The organism is Streptomyces sp. NPDC107498, assembly GCF_055582805.1.
On sequence record NZ_JBVJPE010000004.1, the window covers coordinates 310,856 to 333,975 of the forward strand.

Consider the following 23,120-nt stretch of genomic DNA (forward strand, 5'->3'; position numbering starts at 1 on the left):
GGTGCGGGGGTTCAGCCGGTCAGGTTCGCCGGGGCGGCCTCGGCGCCCTCGGGTGCGGGGGCCTCGGCCGGGTCCTGGCCCGCGAGACGGGCGCGCCAGTTCGCGAGCACGGTGGCGTCCGTCGGGCGGGTCGCCAGGGAAACGATCACATAAGCGGCGAGTGAGGCCAACAAACCATAGTAAACAGGCTCATTTGCCAAGATTCCGTAAGCCCACATCAGGCCAATGACGGTCAGGCCGCCGACGGTGACCGCGGCGAGCGCGCCCTGGACGGTGCCGCGGCGCCAGAGCAGGCCGCCGAGGATGGGCACGAGGAGCCCGCCTACCAGCAGGTTGTAGGCGACGGTGAGGGCCTGGACGACGTCGTTGAGGGCGATGGCGACGAGGATGACGGCGACGCCCATGACCAGGATGAAGAGGCGGTTGCCCTTCACCTCGTCGTGGTCGTCCCCGCCCCCCTTCGCGACGGCGCCGCGCAGACGGGACCAGATGTCGTTGTTGGCGACGGTGGCGCAGGCGATGAGGGCGCCGGAGGAGGTGGACATCACGGCGGCGAGCGCGGCGGCGAGGACGAGGCCCCGGACGCCCATCGGGAGCTCGTCCTTGACGATGGTGGCGAAGGCGTCGTCGGCGCTGGGCAGGTTCGGGTAGAGCACCTTGGCCGCCGTGCCGATGACGGCTCCGGCGAGGGCGTACGCGAGGCAGTAGGTGCCGGCGACGGTTCCGCCCCACCGGGCGACCCTGTCGGTGCGGGCGGTGAAGACCCGCTGCCAGATGTCCTGGCCGATCAGCATGCCGAAGGTGTAGATCAGCACGTAGGTGAAGATCGTCTCGCCGCCGATGCCGAGCGGCGCGAAGTACGAGGTGGGCAGCGCGTCCCGCATCCCCTCGAAGCCGCCGGCCTTGATCACGGCGATGGGCAGCAGCAGGAGCAGGACGCCGATGGTCTTCACCACGAACTGCACCATGTCGGTGAGGGTGATGGACCACATGCCGCCGAGGGTCGAGTAGGCGACGACGATGGTGCCGCCGAGGACGATCGCGAGGGTCCGGGGCAGGTCGAAGAGGACGTCGAAGATCGTGGCGTACGCGATGGTCGAGGTGACGGCGAGCATCAGCGTGTACGCCCACATCACGACGCCCGAGATGACGCCGGCCCTGCCGCCGTAGCGCAGGTCGAGCATCTCGGAGACGGTGTAGACCTTCAGGCGCGCGATGCGCGCGGAGAAGAAGACGGAGAGGGCCAGCAGGCCGAGGCCGATGGCGAAGACCATCCAGGCGCCGGAGAGGCCGTACTTGTAGCCGAGGCCGACGCCGCCGATGGTGGAGGCGCCGCCGAGGACGATGGCGGCCATCGTCCCGGAGTACATCCAGGGCCCGAGGCGGCGGCCGGCCACCAGGAACTCGCTCTTGGACCTGGCGCGGCGCATGCCCCACCAGCCCATCGCGAGCATGCCGGCCAAGTACAGGACGATCACTGTGTAGTCGACGGCCATGGGGCCCTCCTTCTCACCTCGGTGGCGTGTCGTGCGGGGGGAGTGCCCAGGTGCTGATCGCGGGGACATCCGCCCGTACCCGCGGCCCTGGGATGAGACGACAGTAAGTGGCCGGAAAGCGACGTTGAAGTGTACGTTTCCTCCACTGTCCGGGCGGGGGATGTACGAAGGGCCCATGTCGATGACCCCGTCACCCCTCGCGGAGCCCGGCTCCACCCCCCCGGCGCCGCCGGTGCCGCTCGCCGCGCTGCTCGCCCGCCCCGACCTGGGCCTGCGGCTGCTCGCCGGGTCCGAGGACGTCCCGCTGCACTGGGTGCACACCTCGGAGATGGCCGACCCCCACCCGTACCTGCTCGGCGGCGAGCTGCTCATGACGGCGGGCGTGCAGCTCGCCGATCCGGCGCACTACGTCGACCGGGTCGTGGAAGCGGGGGCGGCGGCGCTCGCCTTCGGGGTGACGCCGGTGTGGGACACGGTGCCGCCGGAGCTCGTCGCGGCGTGCGACCGGCACGGGCTGCCGCTCGTGGAGGTCCCTCCCCGGACCCCGTTCACGGCGGTGGCGCGGGCGCTGTGGCGGCTGATGGCGGAGGCCCGGCTGCACGAGCTGCGCCGGGTGACCGAGGCCCAGCAGTCGCTGGCGGCGGCCGCGGCCCGGCCGGCGCCGGTCCCGGCGGTGCTCGGCGCGCTCGCCTCCCGGCTCGGGGGGCGGGCGGTGCTGTTCGGCGCGGACGGCACGGAGTCGGCGGCGGCCGGCCGGGAGGTCCCGGCGGAGGCGGCACGGGCGCTGCGGGACCTGGCGGGGGTGCCGGGGCCGCGCCCGGGCGGGCCGGCCTCGGCGAGCGGGGACGGCGGCGGGCTGCGGCTCGCCGCGTACGCCCTGGGCGGCGGGGACGGCCTGACCCTCGGGGTGGCGACGGAGCGGCGCGGCCCGGGCGACCACACGATCGCGGGCGTGGCGGTGGTCCTGCTCTCCCTGCTCACGGCGCCGCACCGGGGCGCGGACGCGTCCGTACGGGACGGGGCCCTGGTCCGGCTGCTGCTCGGCGCGGCCCCGGCGGAGGTCGCGGGCACCCTGGGCCCGGGCCCCTGGACGGTGGTCCACGCGCGGGGCGGCGACGGCACGCCGTTCGCGGCGGCGAGCCTGGCGGCGGCACTGGGGACGCCGCTGGTGGACGCGGGCGCGGGAGCGGGCGGGGGCCCGGAGGGCGGCCCGGGCGGGGGGCCCGACGCCCCCGGCCCCGCGCGCTCCGACCCCGCGCGCTCCGGCACCGCACGCCCCGGCCCCGACGGCCCCGGTCCCGTACACCCCGGCACCGTGCGGCTCCTCCTCCCCTCCTCCGCCCCCGTCACCGCCCAGCAGGGGTGGACGCTCGGGGCGAGCGCCCCCGTGGCGGCCCCGGAGCTCGCGGCCGGGGACGCGCAGGCGGCGCGGGCGCTGCGCAGGGCGGAGGCCTCCCGGGCGGCGCTCGTCCGGCACCGCACCGGCGGCTTCGCCGCGCTCGTGGACCGCGACGAGGCCGCCGCGCACGCCCGGGAGCTCCTCGCCCCGCTCACCGAACCCCTCGCCGAGACCCTCCGGGTCTGGCTCTCGCTGCACGGCAGCTGGGACCGGACGGCGGTGGCGACCGGCCTGCACCGGAACACCGTCCGCCAGCGCGTCAGCCGCTGCGCGGCGCTCCTCGACCGGGACCTGGACGATCCGGACGTGCGGATGGAGCTGTGGTTCGCGCTCCGCGCCCCGTGACGCTCACCAGAGCTTGTTCACCGCCGTCTTCGTCGTGGTGCGGAAGGCGGTCAGCGGGGCGTCCTTGAAGTCGCCCGTCTGCCCCCACCGGACGTAGGTGACGGTGCGGCCGTCGCGGCCGACGGAGAAGAGGTGGATGTCGGTGGCGCCGATCTGCGGGTCGGCGGTGTCCAGGCTGTAGACCCAGGCGCCCTCCTCGACGGCGAGCTGGCCGTGGGAGGCGCTGACGGCCCGCAGGCCCGGGTTCTGCCGCTCCAGCAGGGGGCCGCAGCCGGCGAGGGCCTTGCGGAGCGCGTCGACCAGCTTCACGGCGTCGGCCTCGGTGCGGGCGACGGTGGTGATCTGGACGCCGTTGGTGTCGAGCTCGGTGGTGAACTCGCGGTAGCGGGTGTTCTGCGCCGGGATCTTGTACGGGGCGCAGAGGGCGCCGCCGTTCTCCGGGACGCCGGTGAAGACCTGGGTGGCGGTCCACGGCGTCGACGACGGCGGCATCTGGGAGGCGGCGAGGAAGGCGGGCTGGGCGGCGGCCTGCGCCGGGGCCGTGGCGAGGGCCGCGAGGCCCAGGGCGGCGGCGGTGACGGCGAGCGCGGTGCGGAACGTGGTCATGGCGGTTCGATCCCCCGTGGGTCGTTCGGTCTGGTGCTGCCACCAGACTCGGGCCGCCGCGGGGCGGCGGCAACGGTGCCGCGCCCGCCCTCCGTCCCGGAACCATTCCACCCCCGCTGACGTGCAAGGACGTGAAGGGTGGGACGCAGGGTCGAGGGGGATGGAATGCCGAAGGACGCCGCCGTCGAGGAGTTCGCGCGGCTCGTGCGCGCGCTGAAGGCGCGGGACGGGCGGAGTTACGAGGCGCTCGGCCGCCGCCTGAACGTCAGCGCGTCCACCCTCCACCGCTACTGCTCCGGCGCGACCGTCCCGGAGGGCTTCGCCGTGGTCGACCGCCTGGCGGTGCTGTGCGGCGCGGACGGGGAGCAACGGCGGTCCCTGGAGGAGGCCTGGATCCTCGCGGACCGCACCCGGCGGCCCCCGGCTCCGGTGCCGGTCCCGGAGCCGGTCCCGGAGCCGGTCCCGGAGCCGGTGCCGGTCCCGGCGACCGCGTCCGGGCACGCGCGCGTGCCCGCCCCGGTGCGGGAGCCGGGGGGCGGGCCGGAGGCGACGGCGGCCGGGGCCGGGGGCTCCCCGGCGGGCCTCCCGTCCGGGCCGGGGCGCCGGCGGTGGGGGCGGGCGGGCCTGATCGGCGGGGCGCTGACGGTCGTCGGGGCGGTGGCCCTCGGAGTCGTCCTCCTGCCCGGGACGTCCGGGGGGCCGAAGGCCCCGCGGCCCGCGCCGGCCCCGCCGCTGACGTGGACCGCCTCCTCCCACGTCTGGAAGAACGGGTGCGGGCACACCTACCTCGTGGAGCGGACGCCCCCTCCCCCGCCGGAGGCGGCCGACGCGCGGAGCTGGGCGGCGGCGCGGGGGGCCGTGGACGGCGGGGAGACGCTGGTGCGGGTGTCGGTGCAGGGGAAGGGCGCGGCGGCGGTGGTGCTCCAGGCGCTGCACGTGCGGGTGGTGGAGCGGGGCGCGCCGCTGCCGTGGGCGGCGTACCGGATGGACGACGGGTGCGGCGGTGCGGTGACGCCGCGCCGTTTCGAGGTGGACCTGGACCGGCCGCGGCCGGTGGCGCGGGCGGTGGACGGGTACGACGCCTCCGGAGAGGAGGGCCGGACGCTCCCGGCGGTGTCCTTCCCGTACGCGGTCAGCGCCGCCGAGCCGGTGGAGCTGCTGGTCTCGGCGGGGGCGGCGGGGTGCGACTGCCGCTGGTACCTGGAGCTGGAGTGGAGCTCGGAGGGGCGGCGGGGCACGGTCCGGATCGAGGACGAGGGCGGCGCGCCCTTCCGGACGAGCGGGGCGAAGGGGCGGCCCGTGCACGGGTACGACCCCGTGGGGCGGGCCTGGATCACAGACGGGGAGTCTGGACAGGGCGGGTGACCGCTGGGTAACTTCGTTGACGACATCCTGAGCAAGCGCTTAGACAACTGGCCCGCACATCGGAGGAGACGCACCGTGCGCCGTACCGTATTCAACGAGGACCACGAGGCGTTCCGGGAGACCATCCGCGCCTTCATCGAGGCCGAGGTCGTCCCCGTCTACGACGAGTGGTTCGCCGCGGGCCAGGCACCGCGCGAGTTCTACGACAAGCTCGGCGAGCTGGGCATCTTCGGCATCAACGTGCCCGAGGAGTTCGGCGGCGCGGGCCTGGACACCCACAAGTTCGAGGCCGTCCTGTACGAGGAGACCGCGCGCGCGGGCGTCCAGTTCGGCGGCTCCGGCGTCCACGTGCTGCTCGCCCTGCCGTACATCAAGATGCTCGCCACCGACGAGCAGAAGAAGCGCTTCCTGCCGAAGTTCGTCTCCGGCGAGGAGATGTGGGCGCTCGCCATGACCGAGCCGGGCACCGGCTCGGACGTCGCGGGCATGAAGACCACCGCCAAGCTCTCCGAGGACGGCACCCACTACGTCCTCAACGGCGCCAAGACCTTCATCACCGGCGGCGTCCACGCCGACCGCGTGATCGTCTGCGCCCGCACCTCCGCCCCGTCGGCCGAGGACCGCCGCTTCGGCATCTCCCTCTTCGCCGTCGACACCAAGTCCGAGGGCTACTCCATCGGCCGCAAGCTGGACAAGCTCGGCCTGCGCACCTCCGACACCGCCGAGCTGGCCTTCGTCGACGTCAAGGTGCCCGCCGAGGACCTGCTCGGCGAGGAGGGCAAGGGCTTCTCCTACCTCGGTCACAACCTGGCCTCCGAGCGCTGGGGCATCGCCTTCGGCGCCTACGCCCAGGCCAAGGCCGCCGTCCGCTTCGCCCAGCAGTACGTCACGGACCGCACGGTCTTCGGCAAGCCGGTCGCCTCCTTCCAGAACACCAAGTTCGAGCTGGCCGCCTGCCAGGCCGAGGTCGACGCCGCCGAGGCCGTCGCCGACCGCGCCCTGGAGGCCCTGGACGCGGGCGAGCTCTCCCCGGCCGAGGCCGCGAGCGCCAAGCTCTTCTGCACCGAGGTCGCCCACCGCGTCATCGACCGCTGCCTCCAGCTGCACGGCGGCTACGGCTACATGAACGAGTACCCGATCGCCCGCCTCTACGCCGACAACCGCGTCAACCGCATCTACGGCGGCACCAGCGAGATCATGAAGTCGATCATCGCCAAGTCGATGGGCCTGTAAGTGCCCGACGCCCCCACGGCCCTGGACGACCTGCTCGATCTGCTCGACCTGGAGCGGATCGAGCGGGACATCTTCCGGGGACAGTCCCGGTCCGCGCTCGTCCCCCGCGTCTTCGGCGGCCAGGTGGCCGCCCAGGCGATGGTGGCGGCGGGCCGGACCGTGCCGGAAGACCGCCTCGCGCACTCGCTCCACGCGTACTTCCTGCGCCCCGGCGACCCGGGTGCGCCGATCGTCTACACGGTCGACCGCATCCGCGACGGCCGCTCCTTCACCACCCGCCGGGTGGTGGCCGTCCAGCACGGGCAGCCGATCTTCCACCTCTCCGCGTCCTTCCAGACGTACGAGGAGGGGCTCGACCACCAGGTGGAGACGCCGCCCGCCCCGGACCCGGAGACCCTCCCCACGCCGGCCGAGATGCTCCCCCGCCACCTCCCCCGCGAGGTCGCGGACCGGCTGATCGAGGCGCGGGCGGCGGTGGACCTGCGCTATGCCGACGTCCCGCCCTGGGGCTCGGTGGGGCAGCCGCGCGAACCGCGCTCGCAGGTGTGGTTCCGCACGAACGGCAAACTGGCCGACGACCCGCTCCTCCACGTCGTCCTCGCCACGTACGTCTCCGACATGACCCTGCTCGACTCGGTCCTGCTCGCCCACGGGCGGGGCGGCTGGGCCGTCGGCGACGTGGTCGGGGCCTCCCTGGACCACGCCATGTGGTTCCACCGCCCCTTCCGGGCCGACGAGTGGCTGCTGTACGACCAGGAGTCGCCGACCGCGTCCGGCGGGCGCGGCCTCGGCCAGGCCCGGATCCACACCCGGGACGGGCGCCTGGCCATCTCCGTCATCCAGGAGGGCGTCGTCCGCGTCCCGCGCTGACGACCGGGCATACGTCCGGGCATGGCGGAGAAGAAGCAGAACGGCGAAAGCACCTTCACGGTGATCGTGGCGGCGGCGGCGAACCTCGGGATCGCCGCCGCCAAGGCCGTCGCGGGACTCATCAGCGGATCCAGCGCGATGCTGTCGGAGGCGGCGCACTCGGTGGCCGACACCGTCACCGAGGTCATGCTGCTCACCGCGCTCAAACGCAGCGAGAAGCCGGCCGACGAGGACCATCCGGTGGGCTACGCGGGCGAGCGGTACGTGTGGGCCCTGCTCGCCGCGGTCGCCACCTTCGTGGGCGGCGCGGTGTTCTCGTTCTACGACGGCTTCCACGCCCTCACCCAGGGCGAGGAGCCGGGCGACCCGCTCGTCTCGTACGTCGTGCTGGCCGTCGCCTTCGTCCTGGAGGGCTTCAGCCTCCGCACCGCCGTCCGGCAGGTCCGGTCGGAGGCGGCCCGGTCGAGGACCTCCTTCTTCCACCACCTCCGCAACACCTCCGACACCACGGTCAAGGCCGTCGTCATGGAGGACTCGGCCGCCCTCGCCGGACTGCTGCTCGCGGCCGGCGGCCTCCTCGGCGGCCAGCTCACCGGCTCGGGCGTCTGGGACGGCGTCGCGTCGCTGCTGATCGGCGCGCTGCTGGTGTACGTGGCCTGGGTCCTCGGCCGCTCCAACGCCGAGTTCCTGGTCGGCCGTCCGCTCCCGCGCGCCCTGCGGGAGGCGGTCCGCGAGGAGCTCCTCGGCGTGGAGCACGTGGTCGGGGTGGTGGACCTCACGACCCTGATCCAGGGGCCCGGGGAGGTCCTGATCGCGGCGAAGATCGACTTCTGCGACGTGGCGTCGGCGGAGCAGGTGGAGCAGGCGTGCGAGAACGCGGAGACCCGGCTCCGCACGCGCTTCCCCTCGGTCCGCCGCGTCTACCTGGACCCGACGCCGGGCGCGGAGCAGCGCCGGGCCCGGTCGTCGGAGCCGTCCTGAATCAGGCCAGGCCCGCCGCGTTCAGCGTGTACGCCGTCAGGGGCTCGTAGAAGCGGGGGTCCAGGACGTGGTCGTCCAGGGGGATCGTGACCTGCATCGTGCCCTCCGCCTCGCCGATGAAGAGGGCGGGGTCGTTGCAGTCGGCGTAGCCGACGGAGTCCACGCCCCGCTGGCCGGCCCGCCCCGCCCACCCGTGGTCCGCGATCACCAGGTCCGGCCGGCCGGACTCCCCGAGCGCGTCGAGGATCGCGTTCATCGGCTCCGGCGAGTGCGTGTGCCACAGGCTCGCGCCGCGCTCGAAGACCGCGACGTCGGCGAACTGCACGACGTACCCCTCGTCGGCGACGAGCCCGCCGGGGATCCGGACGATGTCGCAGCCCTGGGCGCGCAGCGCGGCGGCGACCCGGCCGTGGACGTCGATGAGCGCGCCGGGGTGGCCGGTCGCGAAGAGGACCCGTTCCTTGCCGGCGGCGGCCTTGCGGAGCCGGGCGGCCATCCGGTCGAGGCCGTCGACGGTGAGCTCGGGGTCGATGGTGTCCTGGCCGACCCGGTGGGCGGGGTCGTCGACGACCCCGCACCGCTCGGCCATGACGGCGAGCACGTCCTGCTCGTCGGTCCAGCGGTCGCCGAGTTCGAGGCCGAGCCAGTAGTGCCGGTCGCCGTTGGCGAGCTTGCGGTAGTGGGAGAGGTTGTTGTCGCGCGGCGTGGCGACGTCTCCCGCGATCCGGGTGCGGACGAGGTGCTCGACGAGGGCGGGGCGGCTGAGTATCGGCATGGGGCTCATTCTGCCGGGCGCCGCGCCCGGACGCCCCGGGTGATCGAGGACCGGGACGCCCGGGCCCGGTCCTCGGCGCCCCCGCCCGGCCGGTCCTCGACGCCCCGGCCCCGTCGTCGGCGTCCCGTGCGGGTCGCGGCGTCCGGCGCGTACCGGGCGCCGCCCAGACGGTCAGACGGTGATCGTGGTGAACCGGGGGACGGCCTTGTCCCAGCCGGGCCAGAGCCCCTGCGATCCGGTGCGGGCGGTGAGGACGATGAGCAGCGGGGTGCGGCCCGCCTCCTCCACGATGTCCCCGACGCACTCCGGCACGAGGTGCCCGGCCTGGTGGAGGTGCTCGGCCACGGCCACCATCGGGCGTCCGGGCGTGGCCCGGCGCAGCGCGGCCCGCAGGTCGTGGGCGAGGTCGGCGCCGTCGGGTCCGGGCTGTACGTGCCAGACGGCGGCCCGGTCGTCCCGCTGGAGGCCGGTCATCAGCCGGGAGACGAGGGCGGCCTGGCGCTCCTCGGCCTCGCCGGTGAGGACGACGACGTGCGGGCGGTTCTGCCGGCGCACCAGGTCCAGGAGGGCCTGCAGCACGTCGAGTTCGGGGTCGCCGGAGGGGCGGGGCGCGCTGCCGTGCGGGGCGGGGTTCTCGTCCGGGGCGAGGTGGGGGTCCTGCCGGAGGATGGCGCCGTGCAGGTCCTGGAGCTCCCGGCTGGGGGCGGCTCCGAAGTCGTCGCGCAGTTGCTGGTGGAGCCGTTCGTAGGCGCGCAGGGCGTCGTCACGGCGGCTGGAGCGGTAGAGGGCGGTCATCAGGAGCCGCTGGGTGCGCTCCCGGGAGGGGGTGGCGGCGGCCACGCCCTCCAGCCGCTGGATGACCTCGTGCGCCCGCCCGTTGGCCAGTTCGGCCTCGCAGTACTCCTCCAGGGCGTGCAGCCAGGCCCGGTCGGCGGCGGCCGTCTGGGGCCAGTCGAAGCCGGCGTCGGCGAGTTCGGCCAGGGCGCGGCCGCGCCACAGTCCGAGCGCGCCGCGCAGCAGCCGGGCGGCCTCCTCGGTGTCCCCGGCGGCGAGCGCGTCCCGTCCCCTGTCGGCGAGGAGGCGGAACCGCGTCAGGTCGAGGTTCTCGGGGGCGGTCTTGAGCATGTAGCCGGAGCCCTCGCTGGTCAGGGAGGCGATGTGCTCGGGCACTCCGCCGCGGGCCAGCACGCCGCGGAGGGCCGAGATCGCGTTCTGGAGGCTCTTGCGGCCGGTGGCGGGCGGACGGCCGTCGGGCCAGAGCACGTCCATCAGGTCGGTGGTGGGCACGACGTGGTTGACGTTGAGGAGCAGTAAGGCGAGGACGAGCCGCTGGTTCATGCCCTTGAGGGGCAGTCGGCCGTTTGCCGTCGCGATCTCCAGCGGGCCGAGGAGGCGGAAGAGGACGCCGCGTTCGGCCATGACGGACGGGCGCGGGCGGGGCAGGCGCGTGGGGCCGCCTGACGTTCGCCCCGGTGCGGAGGCGGTGGCGTGCGCGCCGCCCCGGCCGACCGGGGCGGCGGCGGGTTTCGGTCGCAGGACGGACTGGCTCAGCAAGATGTTCCCCCATGTCAGGCGCTCCCTGGCGGGAGCGGGTGGCACCGGAGGCGGTTCCGGTGCCCGTGGTCCGCCGGGGGTCGGCCGTGCCCGGGCGCCGGCGCGCCGTGGCGCGCGGTGCCCTGTCGGGGCCGGTGGCGCGCACCGACCCTGACGTCCCCCCGGACTGTCGCCCTCCCGGGCCCTGCGGTCACGAACGTGAACGGCGGCCCCGATGCGGTCGACGCCCGGAGGTTACCAATGAGTAAGCCTCCGAAGAGCGCCGCCGGCGACTATGCGTCAAGTCGGCCCACCTGGGCTCCGAGCACCTCGCGCACCTCGGGGCTCGCGTCGGAGAGCTCGCGCAGCAGCTCCTCCATGGTGACGGTGGACCGGCCGAAGAGCCGCCTGCCGGATTCGGTGAGGCGGACGTCGAAACCGCGCCGGTCGTTGACGCAGGGGCGGCGCTCCACGTACTCCGCGTTCACCATCTGCGCCAGCAGCCGGGAGACCTGCGGCTGGCTCCGGGCGGCGCGGGCGCTCAGCTCCCCGGCCCGGATCCAGTCGTCCTCGCGCGCCATGACATCCATGATCTCGAAGGCGCTGGTGCACAGGCCGTACTCGTCCGAGAGCCGGCGTTCCGCCGCCTGGACGATCTGCGCGCCGGCGCGGATCACGGCCATCCATCGGTCGGTCAGAGCTGTATCCGTCACCTCTCCGATACTAGGTTCCCTCGCCTCCCTTGTCTATGCGTGCGCATGAATGTAGTGTGCCGAGCAATTCGATGCATTCGCATGGATCAGACTTTCTTGAGCAAGGAGACCCGGTGACCGAGCAGACGCTGGCACCCCCCACCGCGCAGGCGCAGGACGCGCCGGCCAAGGCGCCCTGGATCACCCTCGTCGTGGTCGGCGTCGCCCAGTTGATGGTGATGCTCGACTCGACGGTCGTGAACGTGGCCCTCCCCTCCATCGGCGGGGACCTGCCGGCGGACCGGACGGGCCTCCAGTGGACGATCAGCGGCTACGTCCTGATGTTCGGCAGCCTGCTCCTCTTCGGCGGCCGCGTGTCGGACGTCTTCGGCAGGCGGCGCACCTTCCTCACCGGCCTCACCCTCTTCGCCGTGGCCTCCGCGCTCTGCGGCATGGCGGGCAACCAGGAACTGCTGGTCGCCGGGCGCGCCGCGCAGGGCGTCGGCGCCGCGCTGCTCTCCGCGGCCGCCCTCTCGATCATCCTGGAGGTCTACCAGGACGAGGAGCAGCGCAAGATCGCGCTGACCGCCTGGAGCGGCCTCGGCGTCATCGGTGCCACGATCGGCGTGGTGCTCGGCGGGCTGATCGTCACCGCGATCAACTGGCGCTGGGCCTTCCTGATCAACCTCCCCGTCAGCGTCGCGGCCTTCGTCGGCGCGCTGCGCAGCATGCCGTCGCTCCGGACCGCCTCGGGCCGCAGGCTCCGCTTCCCCTCGGCCGTCGTGTCCACGGCCGGACTCGCGGCGCTCTCCTTCGGCCTGATCCGCCTCCACGAGGGCTTCGGGGACCCCACCGCCTGGATCAGCCTCGGCGCGGCCGTGGTCCTGCTGACCCTGGTGACCTTCATGGAGCTGGGCAAGGACGACCCGCTGCTCCCGCTGCACCTGCTGCGCAAGCCCACGTACTGGCTGTCCAGCATCGGCCTGCTCCTGGTCGCCAGCGTGATGATCAGCAGCTCCTTCCTCGCCAGCATGTACTTCCAGCAGGTCCACGGGATGAGCGCCTTCGCCACCGGCCTCTCGCTGCTGCCCATGGGCCTCGCGGCCCTCGTCGTCGCCATGGTCGCTCCGGCGCTCGCCGGCGCGCTGGGTCTCGGCGGGATGTACGCGGTCGGCGCCGCGCTCCAGCTCGTCGGCACGGGCTTCCTGGCCACCGGCACCGACTCGGTCTGGCTGACCGTCGTGGCGCTCGCCGTCATCGGGGCCGGCCTCCCGGCCTGCTTCGTCCCGCTGTTCGGCATCGGCACCTCGCACGTCAAGGTGGAGGAGTCGGGCGTCGGTTCCGGCCTGCTGAACACCTTCAACGAGAGCGGCGCCGCCCTGGGCATCGCCGTGATCGGCACCATCCTCGCGACCACCGTCGACGGGCGCCTGAAGGGGGGCGCCTCCGCCTCGGACGCGACCACCTCCGGGGTCGCCAACGGCTTCCTCGCCCTCGCGGTCTGCGCCGCGGTCGCGATCGTCATCGCCCTCGCGCTCCGCCACCTGACCCGCGACGAGCAGCCGGCCGCCGCGTAGTCCCGAAGCGGCCCCACCGCCCCCGGGCGCCCACCCGCGCCCCTACCACACCTTCCCCCCTCCCTCCCCCGAACGTGGGCTTGCGGCTCCCCCGGCCGCAAGCCCACTCGGCGTTTCCGGGGGCCGCCCCCGTGCTTCCGGGGGTTACCACGGGTTCTTCGAACTGGCCCAACTTCCTTTGATGGACGGCCGATTACCGCTTCCTGGATGGCCGATTCCCGAGCCGTGGAACCTCGCTTTACATCGTGGACAGCCTCTCCTACCGGTCGGTAACGTCGAGCTCGTTCGAGGGGGCGGCGCCGGGAGGAGCCCGCGTCACTCCCCCTTCGGCCCGGCCCCTCCGGCCCGACGCGAGGCGGCTCGCCGTCCACCGGGTCCCCACCGCGTCCGGCCGTCACGGCATCCCGCGGGGCCCCGCCCCGGGCCCCGGGACCGACGGGGCCCGCGACCGGCCCCACCTCCGTCTTCCCGCCCTCCGAGAGTGAAGGAATTCCGCATGGCCATCTCGCCCGAAGAGATCTCCCGCACCCTGTCCGAGGCCGCCCGGTCCTCCACCGCCTGGCACGCCGCGGGCGCCACCGTCCGCTTCGTGATCTCCGAGCCGGACGCCGAGTTCACGCTCGACCCGCAGGGCGCCGTCACCGAGGCCGAGCCCACCCACGTCGTCGGCATCACCCACGCCGATCTGCTGGACCTCGCCGCCGGCCGCCGCACCTTCCTGCGGACCGTGACCTCCCGCCGCGTCACCGCCCGCGGCCCCGTCATGCAGACCTTCGCCGTCGGCCAGGCCCTGACGACCTTCTCCCTCGCGGGCTGACCGCACCGCCCCGGGCCCCGCACCCCCTCAGACAAGGAACCGCCATGACGTACACGCACAACCCCGCCGACCACCCGCTGCTCGACGCCGCCGAGGCCGACCACCTGCGCGAGGTCACCGCCTTCGCCCGGGACGAGGTCGCCCCCGGCGCCGCCGAGCGCGACCGCATCGAGAAGGGCCAGGTCGACTGGGAGACCGTCCGCAAGGGCCACGCGCTCGGACTGCTCCGCATGGCCATCCCGCGCGAGTTCGGCGGTCTGGGCCTGAGCCAGCTCGGCATCGCCCTCACCCTGGAGGAGCTGGCCGCCGCCGACCCCGGCATGGCGCTGATCTTCGGGGCCACCGGTCTCTTCCAGACCCCGCTGCTCATCTGCGAGAAGCCGGAGCTGCAGGAGAAGTACCTGCCGAAGTTCCTCGGCCCGGAGCCCGTCCTCGCCTGCAACGCCGTCGCCGAGGAGCGCAACGGCACCGACCTGGTCCTGCCCCAGCAGGCGCCGTACGCCCAGGACATGACCGTCGCCCGCCGCTCCGGCAGCGAGTACCTCCTCACCGGCACCAAGCGGTACATCACCAACGCCCCGGTCGCCACCTACGCCACGATCATGGCGAACCTGGAGGACGCCCCCGGCTCCACCGGGCTGACCTGCTTCGTCACCGAGCTGGAGCAGGACGGCGTCACCCGTGGCGAGATCCACGACAAGGTCGGCTACCGCACCGCCCCGGCCGGCGAGCTGATCCTCGACGGCGCGCGCGTGCCCGAGGAGAACGTGCTCGGCGACGAGCGCGGCGGCTGGGACCTCAACGTCGCCATCGGCAACCTCACCCGCGTCACCTGCGCCGCCGTCGCCACCGGCATCGCCCGGCACGCCCTGGACCGCGCCGTCGCCTGGGCCGGCACCCGCCGCCAGGGCGGCAAGCTCCTCTTCGAGCACCAGATGTCCGCCCGCAAGCTGGCCGACATGGCCGCGCGCGTCTCCGCCTCCCGCGCCCTCTACCTGGACGCGGTCCTCAAGGCCGACACCGTCATCCCCACCCCGGCGTACGAGCCGGCCGTCGCCAAGATGGTCGCCGACCGCGCCGCCATCGACAACGCCGACGCCGCCATGGCCCTCATCGGCGCCGCCGCCTTCCAGCGCGAGGACGGCATGGACCGGGTCCTGCGCGACGCCTACGGCCCGCGGATCTACGAGGGCAGCCCCGAGGCCCTCGCGCTGGTCGTCACCGGCGAGCTGTTCGGCGTCCCGGAGGTCCGGTGACCACCGCCCCGGCCTCCCCCGCCGAGCTGACCGAGTACCGGGTCCGCCTGCTGCACGAGACCCGGGCGATCGTCCTGCCCGACCTGGAGTCGTCCGTCGAGGGCGAGCCGCTCTTCCGGGCCGTCGCCCCGGAGGGCCTGCTCACCCTCACCGTCCGCGGCTCACAGCTGCCCGCCCCGTACCTCGCGGACGTCTACCGCTTCCGCCTCGCCCAGTACCTCCAGCGGGGCTGGGTCAACGAGGAGGCCGCCGCCGCGCGCGGCCTCGACGCGGAGCCGTACGACGTGTCCGCCCTCACCGACCAGCACACCCTGGTCGTCGAGGCGGAGACCGGCCGGCTGCGCGGGTACGGCACCCTGGCCGGCACCCGCAGCCCGGCGGGCACCCGCCTCGGCGACCCGGCCCACCGCCCCTTCGTCGTCGAACGCGACTACGAGCTCCGGCTCGCCGACCCGCTCGGCGCCGCCACGCCCGCCGCCCACGTCTGGGAGGGCAAGCGCCTGGTCCGCGACTACGCCATGGAGCGCTCCCAGGCCGGCGTCTCCGTCCCCTGGTGGGTCTACCGGGGCTGGGCGGAGGGCTGCGTCCTGGCCCTGGCCGAGGAGGGCGCCGCCGTCGTCGGCGACGGCAAGCCCGGGGTCGCCATCCGCCAGCTGGGCCTGCTCGGCTTCGCGGCGCGCATGCTCGACGTGCCCGCGCGGCCCTCGGACCCCGAGGACCTGTTCGCGCCGATGTGGGACCAGCAGCAGCGCTCGTACCCCTTCGTCCTCACCGACGAGGGCGCCCTGCGGCCCACCCTCGCCCACCTCGACGCGATCCTCGTGTCCGGTGAGCCCGGTTCGGTCGGCGCCCGGCTCACCGCCTTCCGGGAGGCCCGCTCATGAACGCCACACCGCCCGATGTCGGCACGCCCGCGGAGGCCCGCGAACTGGCCGAGGAGGAGTTCTACGCCTCGCTGACGCAGCGCAACCGCGGCCTCGTCCCCGCCGACCTCCAGGACCGCATCCGGCACGCGCCGCTGCTCATCGCCGGCTGCGGCTCCATCGGCGGCGCCACCGTCCAGCCGCTCGGCCGCATGGGATACCGCGACTTCGTCCTCGCGGACGTCGGCACCTACGAGCTGAACAACCTCAACCGGCAGCACGCCACCGTCGACGACCTCGGCCGCAACAAGGCCGAGGTGGGCGCCGCCGCCCTGCGCGCCATCAACCCGCACGTCCGGGCCGAGGTGGTGCCCGAGGGCATCACCCCGGAGAACGTCCGGGAGCTGGTCCGCCGCGCCGAGGTGATCGTCGACGGCGTCGACGTCACGACGCGGTCGGGTCTGCTCGCCAAGGTCGCCCTCCACCAGGAGGCGTGCCGCCAGCGCAAGCCGCTGGTCACCGGCTGGGACATGGCGGGCATGCTCGCCGCCCAGTGCTTCGACTACCGGCTGGTCCGGCGGATCTTCGACGGCGAGCTGCTGGCGGAGGACGCCGAACGGCTCGACACCTGGGAGGCGATCTTCCGGATCGCCCCGCGCGGCCACATCCCCGGCGAGATGTACCGGGAGCTGCGCCGCGGTCTCGGCCGGCCCGACTACAGCGTGCCGCAGCTGACCGAGGCGGCCACCCAGTTCGGGTCGCTCGCCGTGCACATGGTCAACCAGCTGGTGGCCGGCGAGGACGTGCCGCGCACGGTCGCCGTCGACGTCCACCACATCGCCCTGACGCCCGGCCGCCGGGCCGTCAACCGGGTGAGCCGCCACTGGGAGAAGGCCCGCTTCCTGCGGAAGCTGCCGGCCGAGCAGGCGTGGCGGGGCTTCGCGCCGGGGGCCGTCTACCGTGCCGCCCGCCGCGCCGACCGGGTGGCCCGCTAGACGGCTCCCGGCCGGAGACCGACCCGGAACAGGACGCAGAGAAGGAAAGGACGCATGAGAAAAGAATTCGCGTACGCCGACGCGCGCGCGACCGGCATCGTGCTGAGCGGGACCGAGGCGGAGATCGTCGAGGCGTCCGCCCTCAGGATCGCCGACGAGTACGCCGGCCACTCCCTGCACGGCACCGACCTGCTGCACGCCGTGGAACTCGCCGCCGCCGCCCTGCCCGCGCACGTCCGCCGTGCCCTCATCTCCTTCCGCGACCGGGGGAACGAGAGCGGCATCCTGCTGCTGCGCGGCCTGCCCGTCGGCGAGCTGCCCGCCACCCCCGACCGGGTGGAGGACGAGCCCGCCTGGACCGAGGTCGCGGTGGCGACGGTCGCGCAGCTCATGGTGATGTCGGTGCTGGGCCGCTCCATCTCGTACAGCGACGAGAAGAACGGCGACCTCGTCCAGGACGTCAGCCCCAAGCGCGGCGCCGAGACGCGCCAGGAGAACAGCGGCTCCATCCTGCTGGAGCTGCACACCGAGGACGGCTTCCACCCGGCCGCCCCGCACTTCCTGAGCCTGATCTGCCTGCGCGGCGACCGGGACGGGGTGGCCGCCACGGTCACCGCCGGGATCGGGGACGTGCTGCCGACCCTCGACGCGCGGACCGTCGAGGCGCTGCGGCGGCCCGAGTTCCGGACCCGGTTCTCCAGCTCCTTCGTGCACGACACCGACCAGGAGGTGCTGACCCCGCCGGTGCCGGTCCTCTCCGGCCCGGCCCACGACCCGGACCTGCGGGTGGACTTCCACGGCACGGTCGGCGTCACCGCCGAGGCCCGCGACGCCCTGGCCGCGCTCCAGTCGGCGATGCTCGGCGCGCTGCGCGGGATCGTGCTCCGTCCCGGCGAGCTGATCATCCTCGACAACCGGCGGACCGTGCACGGCCGCACCGGTTTCACCCCGCGGTACGACGGCGAGGACCGCTGGCTGCGGCGCTCCTTCGCCCTGGCCGACCTGCGGCCGGTCCTCGGCCACCTCGGCGAGGGCCGCAGCCACAACCCGGTCACCGCGCCCGCCCCGGCGCCCGCGCTGACGGCCGTCTGAACCGCCGACGTCCGGGCTCGCACACGCGTGCGGGCCCGGGCGTCGGCGGTTCAGGCCGCGAGGGCGCCGAGGGCGCCGTGGGCCAGGCCCCTGAGCAGGCGCTCCATCTCGGCGCGGCCCAGCGGGGCGCCCAGGTGCGGGGTCGAGTTGAGGAGGCCGAAGACCGCGTGGACCGCGGCCCGCGCCTCCGACTCCCCGGCGGCCGGGTACAGCTCGCGCACGACGGCGACCCAGAGCTCGACGTACTGCCGCTGGAGCTGCCGGACGCGCTTGCGGTCCTCGTCCTTGAGCCGGTCGAGCTCGCGGTCGTGGAGGGTGATCAGCGGCCGGTCGTCGAGGGCGAAGTCGATGTGCCCGTCGATGAGGGAGCCGAGGAGGGCGCGCGGATCCCCGTCCGCTTCGGCCACGCGCAGGCGCCCGCCGGACAGGAGCCGCTCGCTGATGCCGACGAGGAGCTCGGCGAGCATCGCGTCCTTCCCCGGGAAGTGGCGGTAGAGGCCGGGACCGCTGATGCCGACGGCCGCCCCTATCTCGTCCACGCCGACGCCGTGGAACCCGCGCTCGGCGAAGAGGCGGGCGGCCTCCTTGAGGATCTGCTCGCGTCGCGTCGGGGCGTCCGTCCGGGTGGGGCTCGTGGTCATGGATTCGATTCTAGACAACCCGGTTAGCGGTCGTTAACCTGGGCGGCGTACGTTAACGCTCATTAACCGAGCAAGGGAGCTCGAGGGATGCAGCAGGCACCTGTGCTGACGAGCGCGGCGGATCCCGCGTCCGCGGCCTGGCAGGCCAATGAGGCGGCCCATCACGAGCTGGCGGCGACCCTGCGCGCCAAGCTCGCGGCGGCCGCCCTGGGCGGTGGTGAGAAGTCCAGGGCCCGGCACACCGCGCGCGGCAAGCTGCTGCCGCGGGACCGGGTGGACACGCTGCTCGACCCGGGCTCGCCGTTCCTGGAGCTGGCCCCGCTGGCGGCGAACGGCATGTACGGCGACCAGGCCCCGGCGGCCGGCGTCATCGCGGGCATCGGCCGGGTCTCCGGGCGCGAGTGCGTGATCGTGGCGAACGACGCGACCGTCAAGGGCGGCACGTACTACCCGATGACGGTGAAGAAGCACCTGCGCGCCCAGGAGGTGGCGCTGGAGAACCGTCTCCCCTGCCTCTACCTGGTCGACTCGGGCGGCGCCTTCCTGCCGATGCAGGACGAGGTCTTCCCGGACCGGGAGCACTTCGGCCGGATCTTCTTCAACCAGGCCCGGATGTCCGGCGCCGGCATCCCGCAGATCGCGGCGGTCATGGGCTCGTGCACGGCCGGCGGCGCGTACGTCCCGGCGATGAGCGACGAGGCCGTGATCGTGCGGAACCAGGGCACGATCTTCCTGGGCGGTCCGCCGCTGGTGAAGGCGGCGACCGGCGAGGTCGTCACGGCGGAGGAGCTCGGCGGCGGCGAGGTCCACTCGCGGATCTCCGGCGTCACCGACCACCTGGCCGAGGACGACGCGCACGCGCTGCGGATCGTCCGGAACATCGTCGCCACGCTCCCCGAGCGCGGCCCGCTGCCCTGGTCGGTCGAGCCGGCCGAGGAGCCGAAGGTCGATCCGTACGGGCTGTACGGCGCGGTGCCGGTGGACTCGCGCACCCCGTACGACGTGCGCGAGGTGATCGCCCGGGTCGTGGACGGCTCCCGCTTCCAGGAGTTCAAGTCCGAGTACGGGCAGACGCTGGTCACCGGCTTCGCCCGGATCCACGGCCACCCGGTCGGCATCGTCGCCAACAACGGCATCCTGTTCGCCGAGTCGGCCCAGAAGGGCGCGCACTTCATCGAGCTGTGCGACCAGCGCGGGATCCCGCTCGTCTTCCTGCAGAACATCACCGGCTTCATGGTCGGCAAGGCGTACGAGCACGGCGGCATCGCCAAGCACGGCGCCAAGATGGTCACGGCCGTGGCCACCACCCGCGTGCCGAAGCTGACGGTCGTCGTCGGCGGTTCGTACGGCGCGGGCAACTACTCGATGTGCGGCCGGGCGTACTCCCCCCGCTTCCTGTGGATGTGGCCCAACGCCAAGATCTCGGTCATGGGCGGCGAGCAGGCCGCGTCCGTCCTCGCGACCGTCAAGCGCGACCAGCTCGGCGACGGGTGGAGCGCCGAGGAGGAAGAGGCCTTCAAGGCCCCGATCCGCGAGCAGTACGAGACGCAGGGCAGCGCCTACTACGCGACCGCCCGACTGTGGGACGACGGGGTCATCGACCCGCTGGAGACCCGGCAGGTCCTCGGCCTCGCCCTGACCGCCTGTGCCAACGCGCCCCTGGGTGACCCCCAGTTCGGCGTCTTCCGGATGTGAAGGGCTCCCAGAAGATGCAGAGCATGTTCGACACCGTCCTCGTGGCCAACCGGGGCGAGATCGCCGTCCGCGTCATCCGCACCCTGCGGGAGATGGGCGTGCGCTCGGTGGCCGTCTACAGCGACGCGGACGCCGACGCCCGGCACGTGCGGGAGGCGGACACGGCGGTGCGAATCGGTCCGCCGCCGGCCGCCGAGTCGTACCTGTCCGTCCCGGCGCTGCTGGAGGCGGCCCGGCGGACCGGGGCGCAGGCCGTGCACCCCGGCTACGGGTTCCTGGCGGAGAACGCCGGGTTCGCGAAGGCCTGCACGGACGCGGGCCTGGTCTTCATCGGCCCCTCCGCCGCCGCGATCTCCCTCATGGGCGACAAGATCCGCGCGAAGGAGACCGTGAAGGCCGCGGGCGTGCCCGTGGTCCCCGGCGCGGCCGACCCCGAACTGGAGGCGGCGGCCCGCGAGCTGGGCGCTCCCGTCCTGCTCAAGCCGAGCGCGGGCGGCGGCGGCAAGGGCATGCGGCTGGTCCGCGACCTGGCGACGCTCGACGACGAGATCGCGGCGGCCCGCCGGGAGGCCCGTTCCTCCTTCGGCGACGACACGCTGCTCGTGGAGCGGTGGATCGACCGGCCCCGGCACATCGAGATCCAGGTCCTCGCGGACGCCCACGGGAACGTGATCCACCTCGGCGAGCGCGAGTGCTCGCTCCAGCGCCGCCACCAGAAGATCATCGAGGAGGCGCCGAGCGTCCTGCTCACCCCGGAGATCCGGGCGTCGATGGGCGCGGCGGCGGTCGAGGCGGCGCGCTCCTGCGGCTACGTGGGCGCGGGCACGGTCGAGTTCATCGTGCCGGGCGGCGACCCCGCCTCGTACTACTTCATGGAGATGAACACCCGTCTCCAGGTCGAGCACCCGGTGACCGAGTTCGTCACCGGCATCGACCTGGTGGAGTGGCAGCTGCGGGTGGCGGCGGGCGAGCCGCTGCCGTTCGCGCAGGACGACGTCCGTCTCGACGGCTGGGCGATCGAGGCGCGGATCTGCGCGGAGGACCCGGCGCGCGGCTTCCTGCCGTCGGGCGGCACGGTGCTGGCGCTGCACGAGCCGCGGGGCGACGGCGTCCGCACGGACTCGGGCCTCTCGGAGGGCACGGAGGTCTCGTCCCTCTACGACCCGATGCTGTCGAAGGTCATCGTGCACGCGCCGGACCGTCCCACGGCCCTGCGCAAGCTGCGCGCCGCACTCGGCGAACTGGTCACCCTCGGCGTCCCCACCAACGCGGGCTTCCTCCGCCGTCTCCTCGCCCACCCGGACGTCGTCTCGGGCGACCTGGACACCGGCCTGGTGGAACGGGACGCGGAGGACCTGGTCCCGCGGGGCGTGCCGGACGAGGTGTACGCGGCGGCGGCGGCCGTGCGGCGCGCGGAGCTGGCCCCGGCGCCCCGGGACGGCTGGACGGACCCGTTCGACGTGCCGAGCGGGTGGCGCCTGGGCGGCACGGCGAAGCCGCTCGCCTTCCCGTTCCGCGTACCGGGGGCCGAACCCGTCACGGTCGGGGCGCCGGACGGCGCCCGGGTCGCGGACGGCACGGTGACGGTCACCGTGGACGGCGTGACGCACGCCTTCCGCCGCGCGGGCGACTGGCTGGGCCGGGACGGGGACTCCTGGCACGTGCTCCCCCACGACCCCGTCGAGGCCGCGCTCTCCGGTGCCCGCCACGGAGGGGCCGACACGCTCGCCGCGCCGATGCCCGGGACCGTGACGGTCGTGAAGGTGGCCGTCGGGGACGAGGTGGAGGCCGGGCAGAGCCTGCTGGTGGTCGAGGCGATGAAGATGGAGCACGTCATCTCCGCCCCGCACGCCGGCACCGTCACCGAGCTGGACGTCACGCCCGGCACCACCGTCGCCATGGACCAGATCCTGGCCGTGGTGACGCCCCGCGAGGAGGAGGGCGCATGAGCACCGGACTGCCGATGACCGTGCCGGACCCGTCGCTGCCCGCCCGGGTGCGGATCCACGAGGTCGGTGCCCGGGACGGCCTGCAGAACGAGGGGACGGCCGTCCCGACCGGGGTGAAGGCCGAGTTCGTCCGGCGGCTCGCGGCCGCCGGCCTGACGACGATCGAGGCGACGAGCTTCGTGCACCCGAAGTGGGTGCCGCAGCTCGCCGACGCGGAGGAGCTGTTCCCGCTCGTCCGTGACCTCCCGGTCCGGCTGCCCGTCCTCGTGCCGAACGAGCGCGGTCTCGACCGCGCCCTCGCGCTGGGCGCCCGTGAGGTCGCCGTGTTCGCCTCGGCGACCGAGTCCTTCGCGAAGGCCAACCTGAACCGGACGGTCGACGAGGCGCTCGCGATGTTCGCGCCGACCGTCACCCGCGCCATAGAGGCCGGGCTGAAGGTGCGCGGGTACCTGTCGATGTGCTTCGGCGACCCCTGGGAGGGCGCCGTGCCGGTCGAGCAGGTCGTCAGGGTCACCAAGGCCCTGGCGGACATGGGCTGTGACGAGCTGAGCCTCGGGGACACGATCGGCGTCGCCACGCCGGGACACGTCCAGGCCCTCCTGACGGCCCTGACCGGGGCCGGCGTCCCCGTCTCCCGTGTCGCCGTGCACTTCCACGACACCTACGGGCAGGCGCTGTCCAACACCCTGGCCGCCCTGCGGCACGGGGTGACCACCGTCGACGCCTCCGCCGGCGGCCTCGGCGGCTGCCCGTACGCGAAGAGCGCGACCGGCAATCTCGCCACCGAGGACCTCGTGTGGATGCTCGACGGTCTCGGCATCGAGACCGGGGTCGATCTGGCCGCCCTCACCGCCACGAGCGTGTGGATGGCCGAACAACTGGGCCGGCCCAGCCCCTCCCGTACCGTCCGCGCCCTCTCCCACAAGGAGTGACGAAAGCC

The 23,120-nt window shown here is 74.0% G+C and carries 20 protein-coding genes; 14 read left to right on the forward strand and 6 right to left on the reverse strand.

From position 1 onward, the window contains the following. Nucleotides 1-11: 11 nt before the first annotated feature. Nucleotides 12-1,496, reverse strand: a complete 1,485-nt coding sequence (locus ACZ66Z_RS09655; protein ID WP_469933429.1) for a sodium:solute symporter family protein — start codon at nucleotides 1,494-1,496, stop codon at nucleotides 12-14. A gap of 175 nt (nucleotides 1,497-1,671) precedes the next feature. Between ACZ66Z_RS09655 and ACZ66Z_RS09660 the strand changes: the two genes are divergently transcribed. Then, nucleotides 1,672-3,240 carry a PucR family transcriptional regulator gene (locus tag ACZ66Z_RS09660; RefSeq protein WP_469933430.1) on the forward strand — a complete coding sequence of 523 codons (1,569 nt, stop codon included), beginning with the start codon at nucleotides 1,672-1,674 and terminating at the stop codon, nucleotides 3,238-3,240. Between the two features lie 3 nt (nucleotides 3,241-3,243). Here ACZ66Z_RS09660 and ACZ66Z_RS09665 read toward each other — a convergent pair whose 3' ends face one another. Next, on the reverse strand, nucleotides 3,244-3,846 hold the full coding sequence (locus tag ACZ66Z_RS09665; RefSeq protein WP_469933431.1) for a hypothetical protein: 603 nt from the start codon (nucleotides 3,844-3,846) through the stop codon (nucleotides 3,244-3,246). A 165-nt stretch (nucleotides 3,847-4,011) separates the two neighbouring features. On the opposite strand from ACZ66Z_RS09665, the gene ACZ66Z_RS09670 reads away from it, so the two are divergent. The 4 genes from ACZ66Z_RS09670 to ACZ66Z_RS09685 all read left to right on the forward strand — a co-directional run bounded on the left by ACZ66Z_RS09670 (nucleotide 4,012) and on the right by ACZ66Z_RS09685 (nucleotide 8,295). Then, a complete protein-coding gene (locus ACZ66Z_RS09670; protein WP_469933432.1) occupies nucleotides 4,012-5,211 on the forward strand; it encodes a helix-turn-helix domain-containing protein in 1,200 nt (399 codons plus the stop codon). 75 nt (nucleotides 5,212-5,286) lie between these two features. Beyond that, entirely contained in the window at nucleotides 5,287-6,444 is a 1,158-nt protein-coding gene (locus ACZ66Z_RS09675) for an acyl-CoA dehydrogenase family protein (protein ID WP_469933433.1), read from the forward strand. Then, nucleotides 6,445-7,314: an acyl-CoA thioesterase gene (locus ACZ66Z_RS09680; protein WP_469933434.1), complete on the forward strand. Its 870-nt coding sequence runs from the start codon at nucleotides 6,445-6,447 to the stop codon at nucleotides 7,312-7,314. 21 nt (nucleotides 7,315-7,335) lie between these two features. Further along, the gene (locus ACZ66Z_RS09685) at nucleotides 7,336-8,295 is read left to right on the forward strand and encodes a cation diffusion facilitator family transporter (protein ID WP_469933435.1); all 960 of its coding nucleotides are present in this window, start codon (nucleotides 7,336-7,338) and stop codon (nucleotides 8,293-8,295) included. Between the two features lies 1 nt (nucleotide 8,296). Here the strand turns inward: ACZ66Z_RS09685 and ACZ66Z_RS09690 are convergent, their stop codons facing one another. The 3 genes from ACZ66Z_RS09690 to ACZ66Z_RS09700 form a co-directional block, all read right to left on the reverse strand. Next, the gene (locus ACZ66Z_RS09690) at nucleotides 8,297-9,070 is read right to left on the reverse strand and encodes a phosphatase (protein ID WP_469933436.1); all 774 of its coding nucleotides are present in this window, start codon (nucleotides 9,068-9,070) and stop codon (nucleotides 8,297-8,299) included. 171 nt (nucleotides 9,071-9,241) lie between these two features. Next, complete coding sequence (locus tag ACZ66Z_RS09695) at nucleotides 9,242-10,489, reverse strand: AfsR/SARP family transcriptional regulator (protein WP_469933437.1); 1,248 nt, start codon at nucleotides 10,487-10,489, stop codon at nucleotides 9,242-9,244. 407 nt (nucleotides 10,490-10,896) lie between these two features. Continuing rightward, nucleotides 10,897-11,316, reverse strand: coding sequence for a MarR family winged helix-turn-helix transcriptional regulator (locus ACZ66Z_RS09700; RefSeq protein WP_469933438.1), 420 nt, complete (start codon nucleotides 11,314-11,316; stop codon nucleotides 10,897-10,899). A gap of 113 nt (nucleotides 11,317-11,429) precedes the next feature. Here ACZ66Z_RS09700 and ACZ66Z_RS09705 point away from each other — a divergent pair, with 113 nt between their 5' ends. The 6 genes from ACZ66Z_RS09705 (at nucleotide 11,430) to ACZ66Z_RS09730 (ending at nucleotide 17,895) form a co-directional block, all read left to right on the forward strand. Further along, nucleotides 11,430-12,872 carry an MFS transporter gene (locus ACZ66Z_RS09705; protein WP_469933439.1) on the forward strand — a complete coding sequence of 481 codons (1,443 nt, stop codon included), beginning with the start codon at nucleotides 11,430-11,432 and terminating at the stop codon, nucleotides 12,870-12,872. Nucleotides 12,873-13,368: 496 nt separating this feature from the next. After that, nucleotides 13,369-13,689, forward strand: a complete 321-nt coding sequence (locus ACZ66Z_RS09710; protein ID WP_469933440.1) for a hypothetical protein — start codon at nucleotides 13,369-13,371, stop codon at nucleotides 13,687-13,689. Between the two features lie 44 nt (nucleotides 13,690-13,733). Further along, complete coding sequence (locus ACZ66Z_RS09715) at nucleotides 13,734-14,945, forward strand: acyl-CoA dehydrogenase family protein (RefSeq protein ID WP_469933441.1); 1,212 nt, start codon at nucleotides 13,734-13,736, stop codon at nucleotides 14,943-14,945. Further along, the gene (locus ACZ66Z_RS09720; protein ID WP_469933442.1) at nucleotides 14,942-15,829 is read left to right on the forward strand and encodes a hypothetical protein; all 888 of its coding nucleotides are present in this window, start codon (nucleotides 14,942-14,944) and stop codon (nucleotides 15,827-15,829) included. The genes ACZ66Z_RS09715 and ACZ66Z_RS09720 overlap by 4 nt, the downstream gene beginning before the upstream one ends. Next, nucleotides 15,826-16,803: a HesA/MoeB/ThiF family protein gene (locus ACZ66Z_RS09725; protein ID WP_469933443.1), complete on the forward strand. Its 978-nt coding sequence runs from the start codon at nucleotides 15,826-15,828 to the stop codon at nucleotides 16,801-16,803. Before ACZ66Z_RS09720 ends, ACZ66Z_RS09725 begins: the two co-directional genes overlap by 4 nt. 54 nt (nucleotides 16,804-16,857) lie before the next feature. Next, nucleotides 16,858-17,895, forward strand: a complete 1,038-nt coding sequence (locus ACZ66Z_RS09730; RefSeq protein ID WP_469933444.1) for a TauD/TfdA family dioxygenase — start codon at nucleotides 16,858-16,860, stop codon at nucleotides 17,893-17,895. A 50-nt stretch (nucleotides 17,896-17,945) separates the two neighbouring features. Here ACZ66Z_RS09730 and ACZ66Z_RS09735 read toward each other — a convergent pair whose 3' ends face one another. Further along, nucleotides 17,946-18,536, reverse strand: coding sequence for an SACE_7040 family transcriptional regulator (locus tag ACZ66Z_RS09735; RefSeq protein WP_469933445.1), 591 nt, complete (start codon nucleotides 18,534-18,536; stop codon nucleotides 17,946-17,948). 87 nt (nucleotides 18,537-18,623) lie between these two features. Between ACZ66Z_RS09735 and ACZ66Z_RS09740 the strand changes: the two genes are divergently transcribed. The 3 genes from ACZ66Z_RS09740 to ACZ66Z_RS09750 are packed head-to-tail and all read left to right on the forward strand — an operon-like array spanning nucleotide 18,624 to nucleotide 23,112. Further along, a complete protein-coding gene (locus tag ACZ66Z_RS09740) occupies nucleotides 18,624-20,231 on the forward strand; it encodes a carboxyl transferase domain-containing protein (RefSeq protein ID WP_030685291.1) in 1,608 nt (535 codons plus the stop codon). A 14-nt stretch (nucleotides 20,232-20,245) separates the two neighbouring features. Beyond that, nucleotides 20,246-22,180, forward strand: a complete 1,935-nt coding sequence (locus ACZ66Z_RS09745; protein ID WP_469933446.1) for an acetyl/propionyl/methylcrotonyl-CoA carboxylase subunit alpha — start codon at nucleotides 20,246-20,248, stop codon at nucleotides 22,178-22,180. Continuing rightward, nucleotides 22,177-23,112 carry a hydroxymethylglutaryl-CoA lyase gene (locus ACZ66Z_RS09750; protein ID WP_469933447.1) on the forward strand — a complete coding sequence of 312 codons (936 nt, stop codon included), beginning with the start codon at nucleotides 22,177-22,179 and terminating at the stop codon, nucleotides 23,110-23,112. The genes ACZ66Z_RS09745 and ACZ66Z_RS09750 overlap by 4 nt, the downstream gene beginning before the upstream one ends. The last annotated feature ends 8 nt before the right edge of the window (nucleotides 23,113-23,120 follow it).

Excerpts from the sequence above, each read along its gene's own strand:
- ACZ66Z_RS09655 (WP_469933429.1), bottom strand. The coding sequence starts at position 1,496 with ATGGCCGTCGACTACACAGTGATCGTCCTGTACTTGGCCGGCATGCTC.
- ACZ66Z_RS09660 (WP_469933430.1), top strand. The coding sequence starts at position 1,672 with ATGTCGATGACCCCGTCACCCCTCGCGGAGCCCGGCTCCACCCCCCCG.
- ACZ66Z_RS09665 (WP_469933431.1), bottom strand. The coding sequence starts at position 3,846 with ATGACCACGTTCCGCACCGCGCTCGCCGTCACCGCCGCCGCCCTGGGC.
- ACZ66Z_RS09670 (WP_469933432.1), top strand. The coding sequence starts at position 4,012 with ATGCCGAAGGACGCCGCCGTCGAGGAGTTCGCGCGGCTCGTGCGCGCG.
- ACZ66Z_RS09685 (WP_469933435.1), top strand. The coding sequence starts at position 7,336 with ATGGCGGAGAAGAAGCAGAACGGCGAAAGCACCTTCACGGTGATCGTG.
- ACZ66Z_RS09690 (WP_469933436.1), bottom strand. The coding sequence starts at position 9,070 with ATGCCGATACTCAGCCGCCCCGCCCTCGTCGAGCACCTCGTCCGCACC.
- ACZ66Z_RS09695 (WP_469933437.1), bottom strand. The coding sequence starts at position 10,489 with ATGGCCGAACGCGGCGTCCTCTTCCGCCTCCTCGGCCCGCTGGAGATC.
- ACZ66Z_RS09710 (WP_469933440.1), top strand. The coding sequence starts at position 13,369 with ATGGCCATCTCGCCCGAAGAGATCTCCCGCACCCTGTCCGAGGCCGCC.
- ACZ66Z_RS09715 (WP_469933441.1), top strand. The coding sequence starts at position 13,734 with ATGACGTACACGCACAACCCCGCCGACCACCCGCTGCTCGACGCCGCC.
- ACZ66Z_RS09725 (WP_469933443.1), top strand. The coding sequence starts at position 15,826 with ATGAACGCCACACCGCCCGATGTCGGCACGCCCGCGGAGGCCCGCGAA.
- ACZ66Z_RS09730 (WP_469933444.1), top strand. The coding sequence starts at position 16,858 with ATGAGAAAAGAATTCGCGTACGCCGACGCGCGCGCGACCGGCATCGTG.
- ACZ66Z_RS09735 (WP_469933445.1), bottom strand. The coding sequence starts at position 18,536 with ATGACCACGAGCCCCACCCGGACGGACGCCCCGACGCGACGCGAGCAG.
- ACZ66Z_RS09740 (WP_030685291.1), top strand. The coding sequence starts at position 18,624 with ATGCAGCAGGCACCTGTGCTGACGAGCGCGGCGGATCCCGCGTCCGCG.
- ACZ66Z_RS09745 (WP_469933446.1), top strand. The coding sequence starts at position 20,246 with ATGCAGAGCATGTTCGACACCGTCCTCGTGGCCAACCGGGGCGAGATC.
- ACZ66Z_RS09750 (WP_469933447.1), top strand. The coding sequence starts at position 22,177 with ATGAGCACCGGACTGCCGATGACCGTGCCGGACCCGTCGCTGCCCGCC.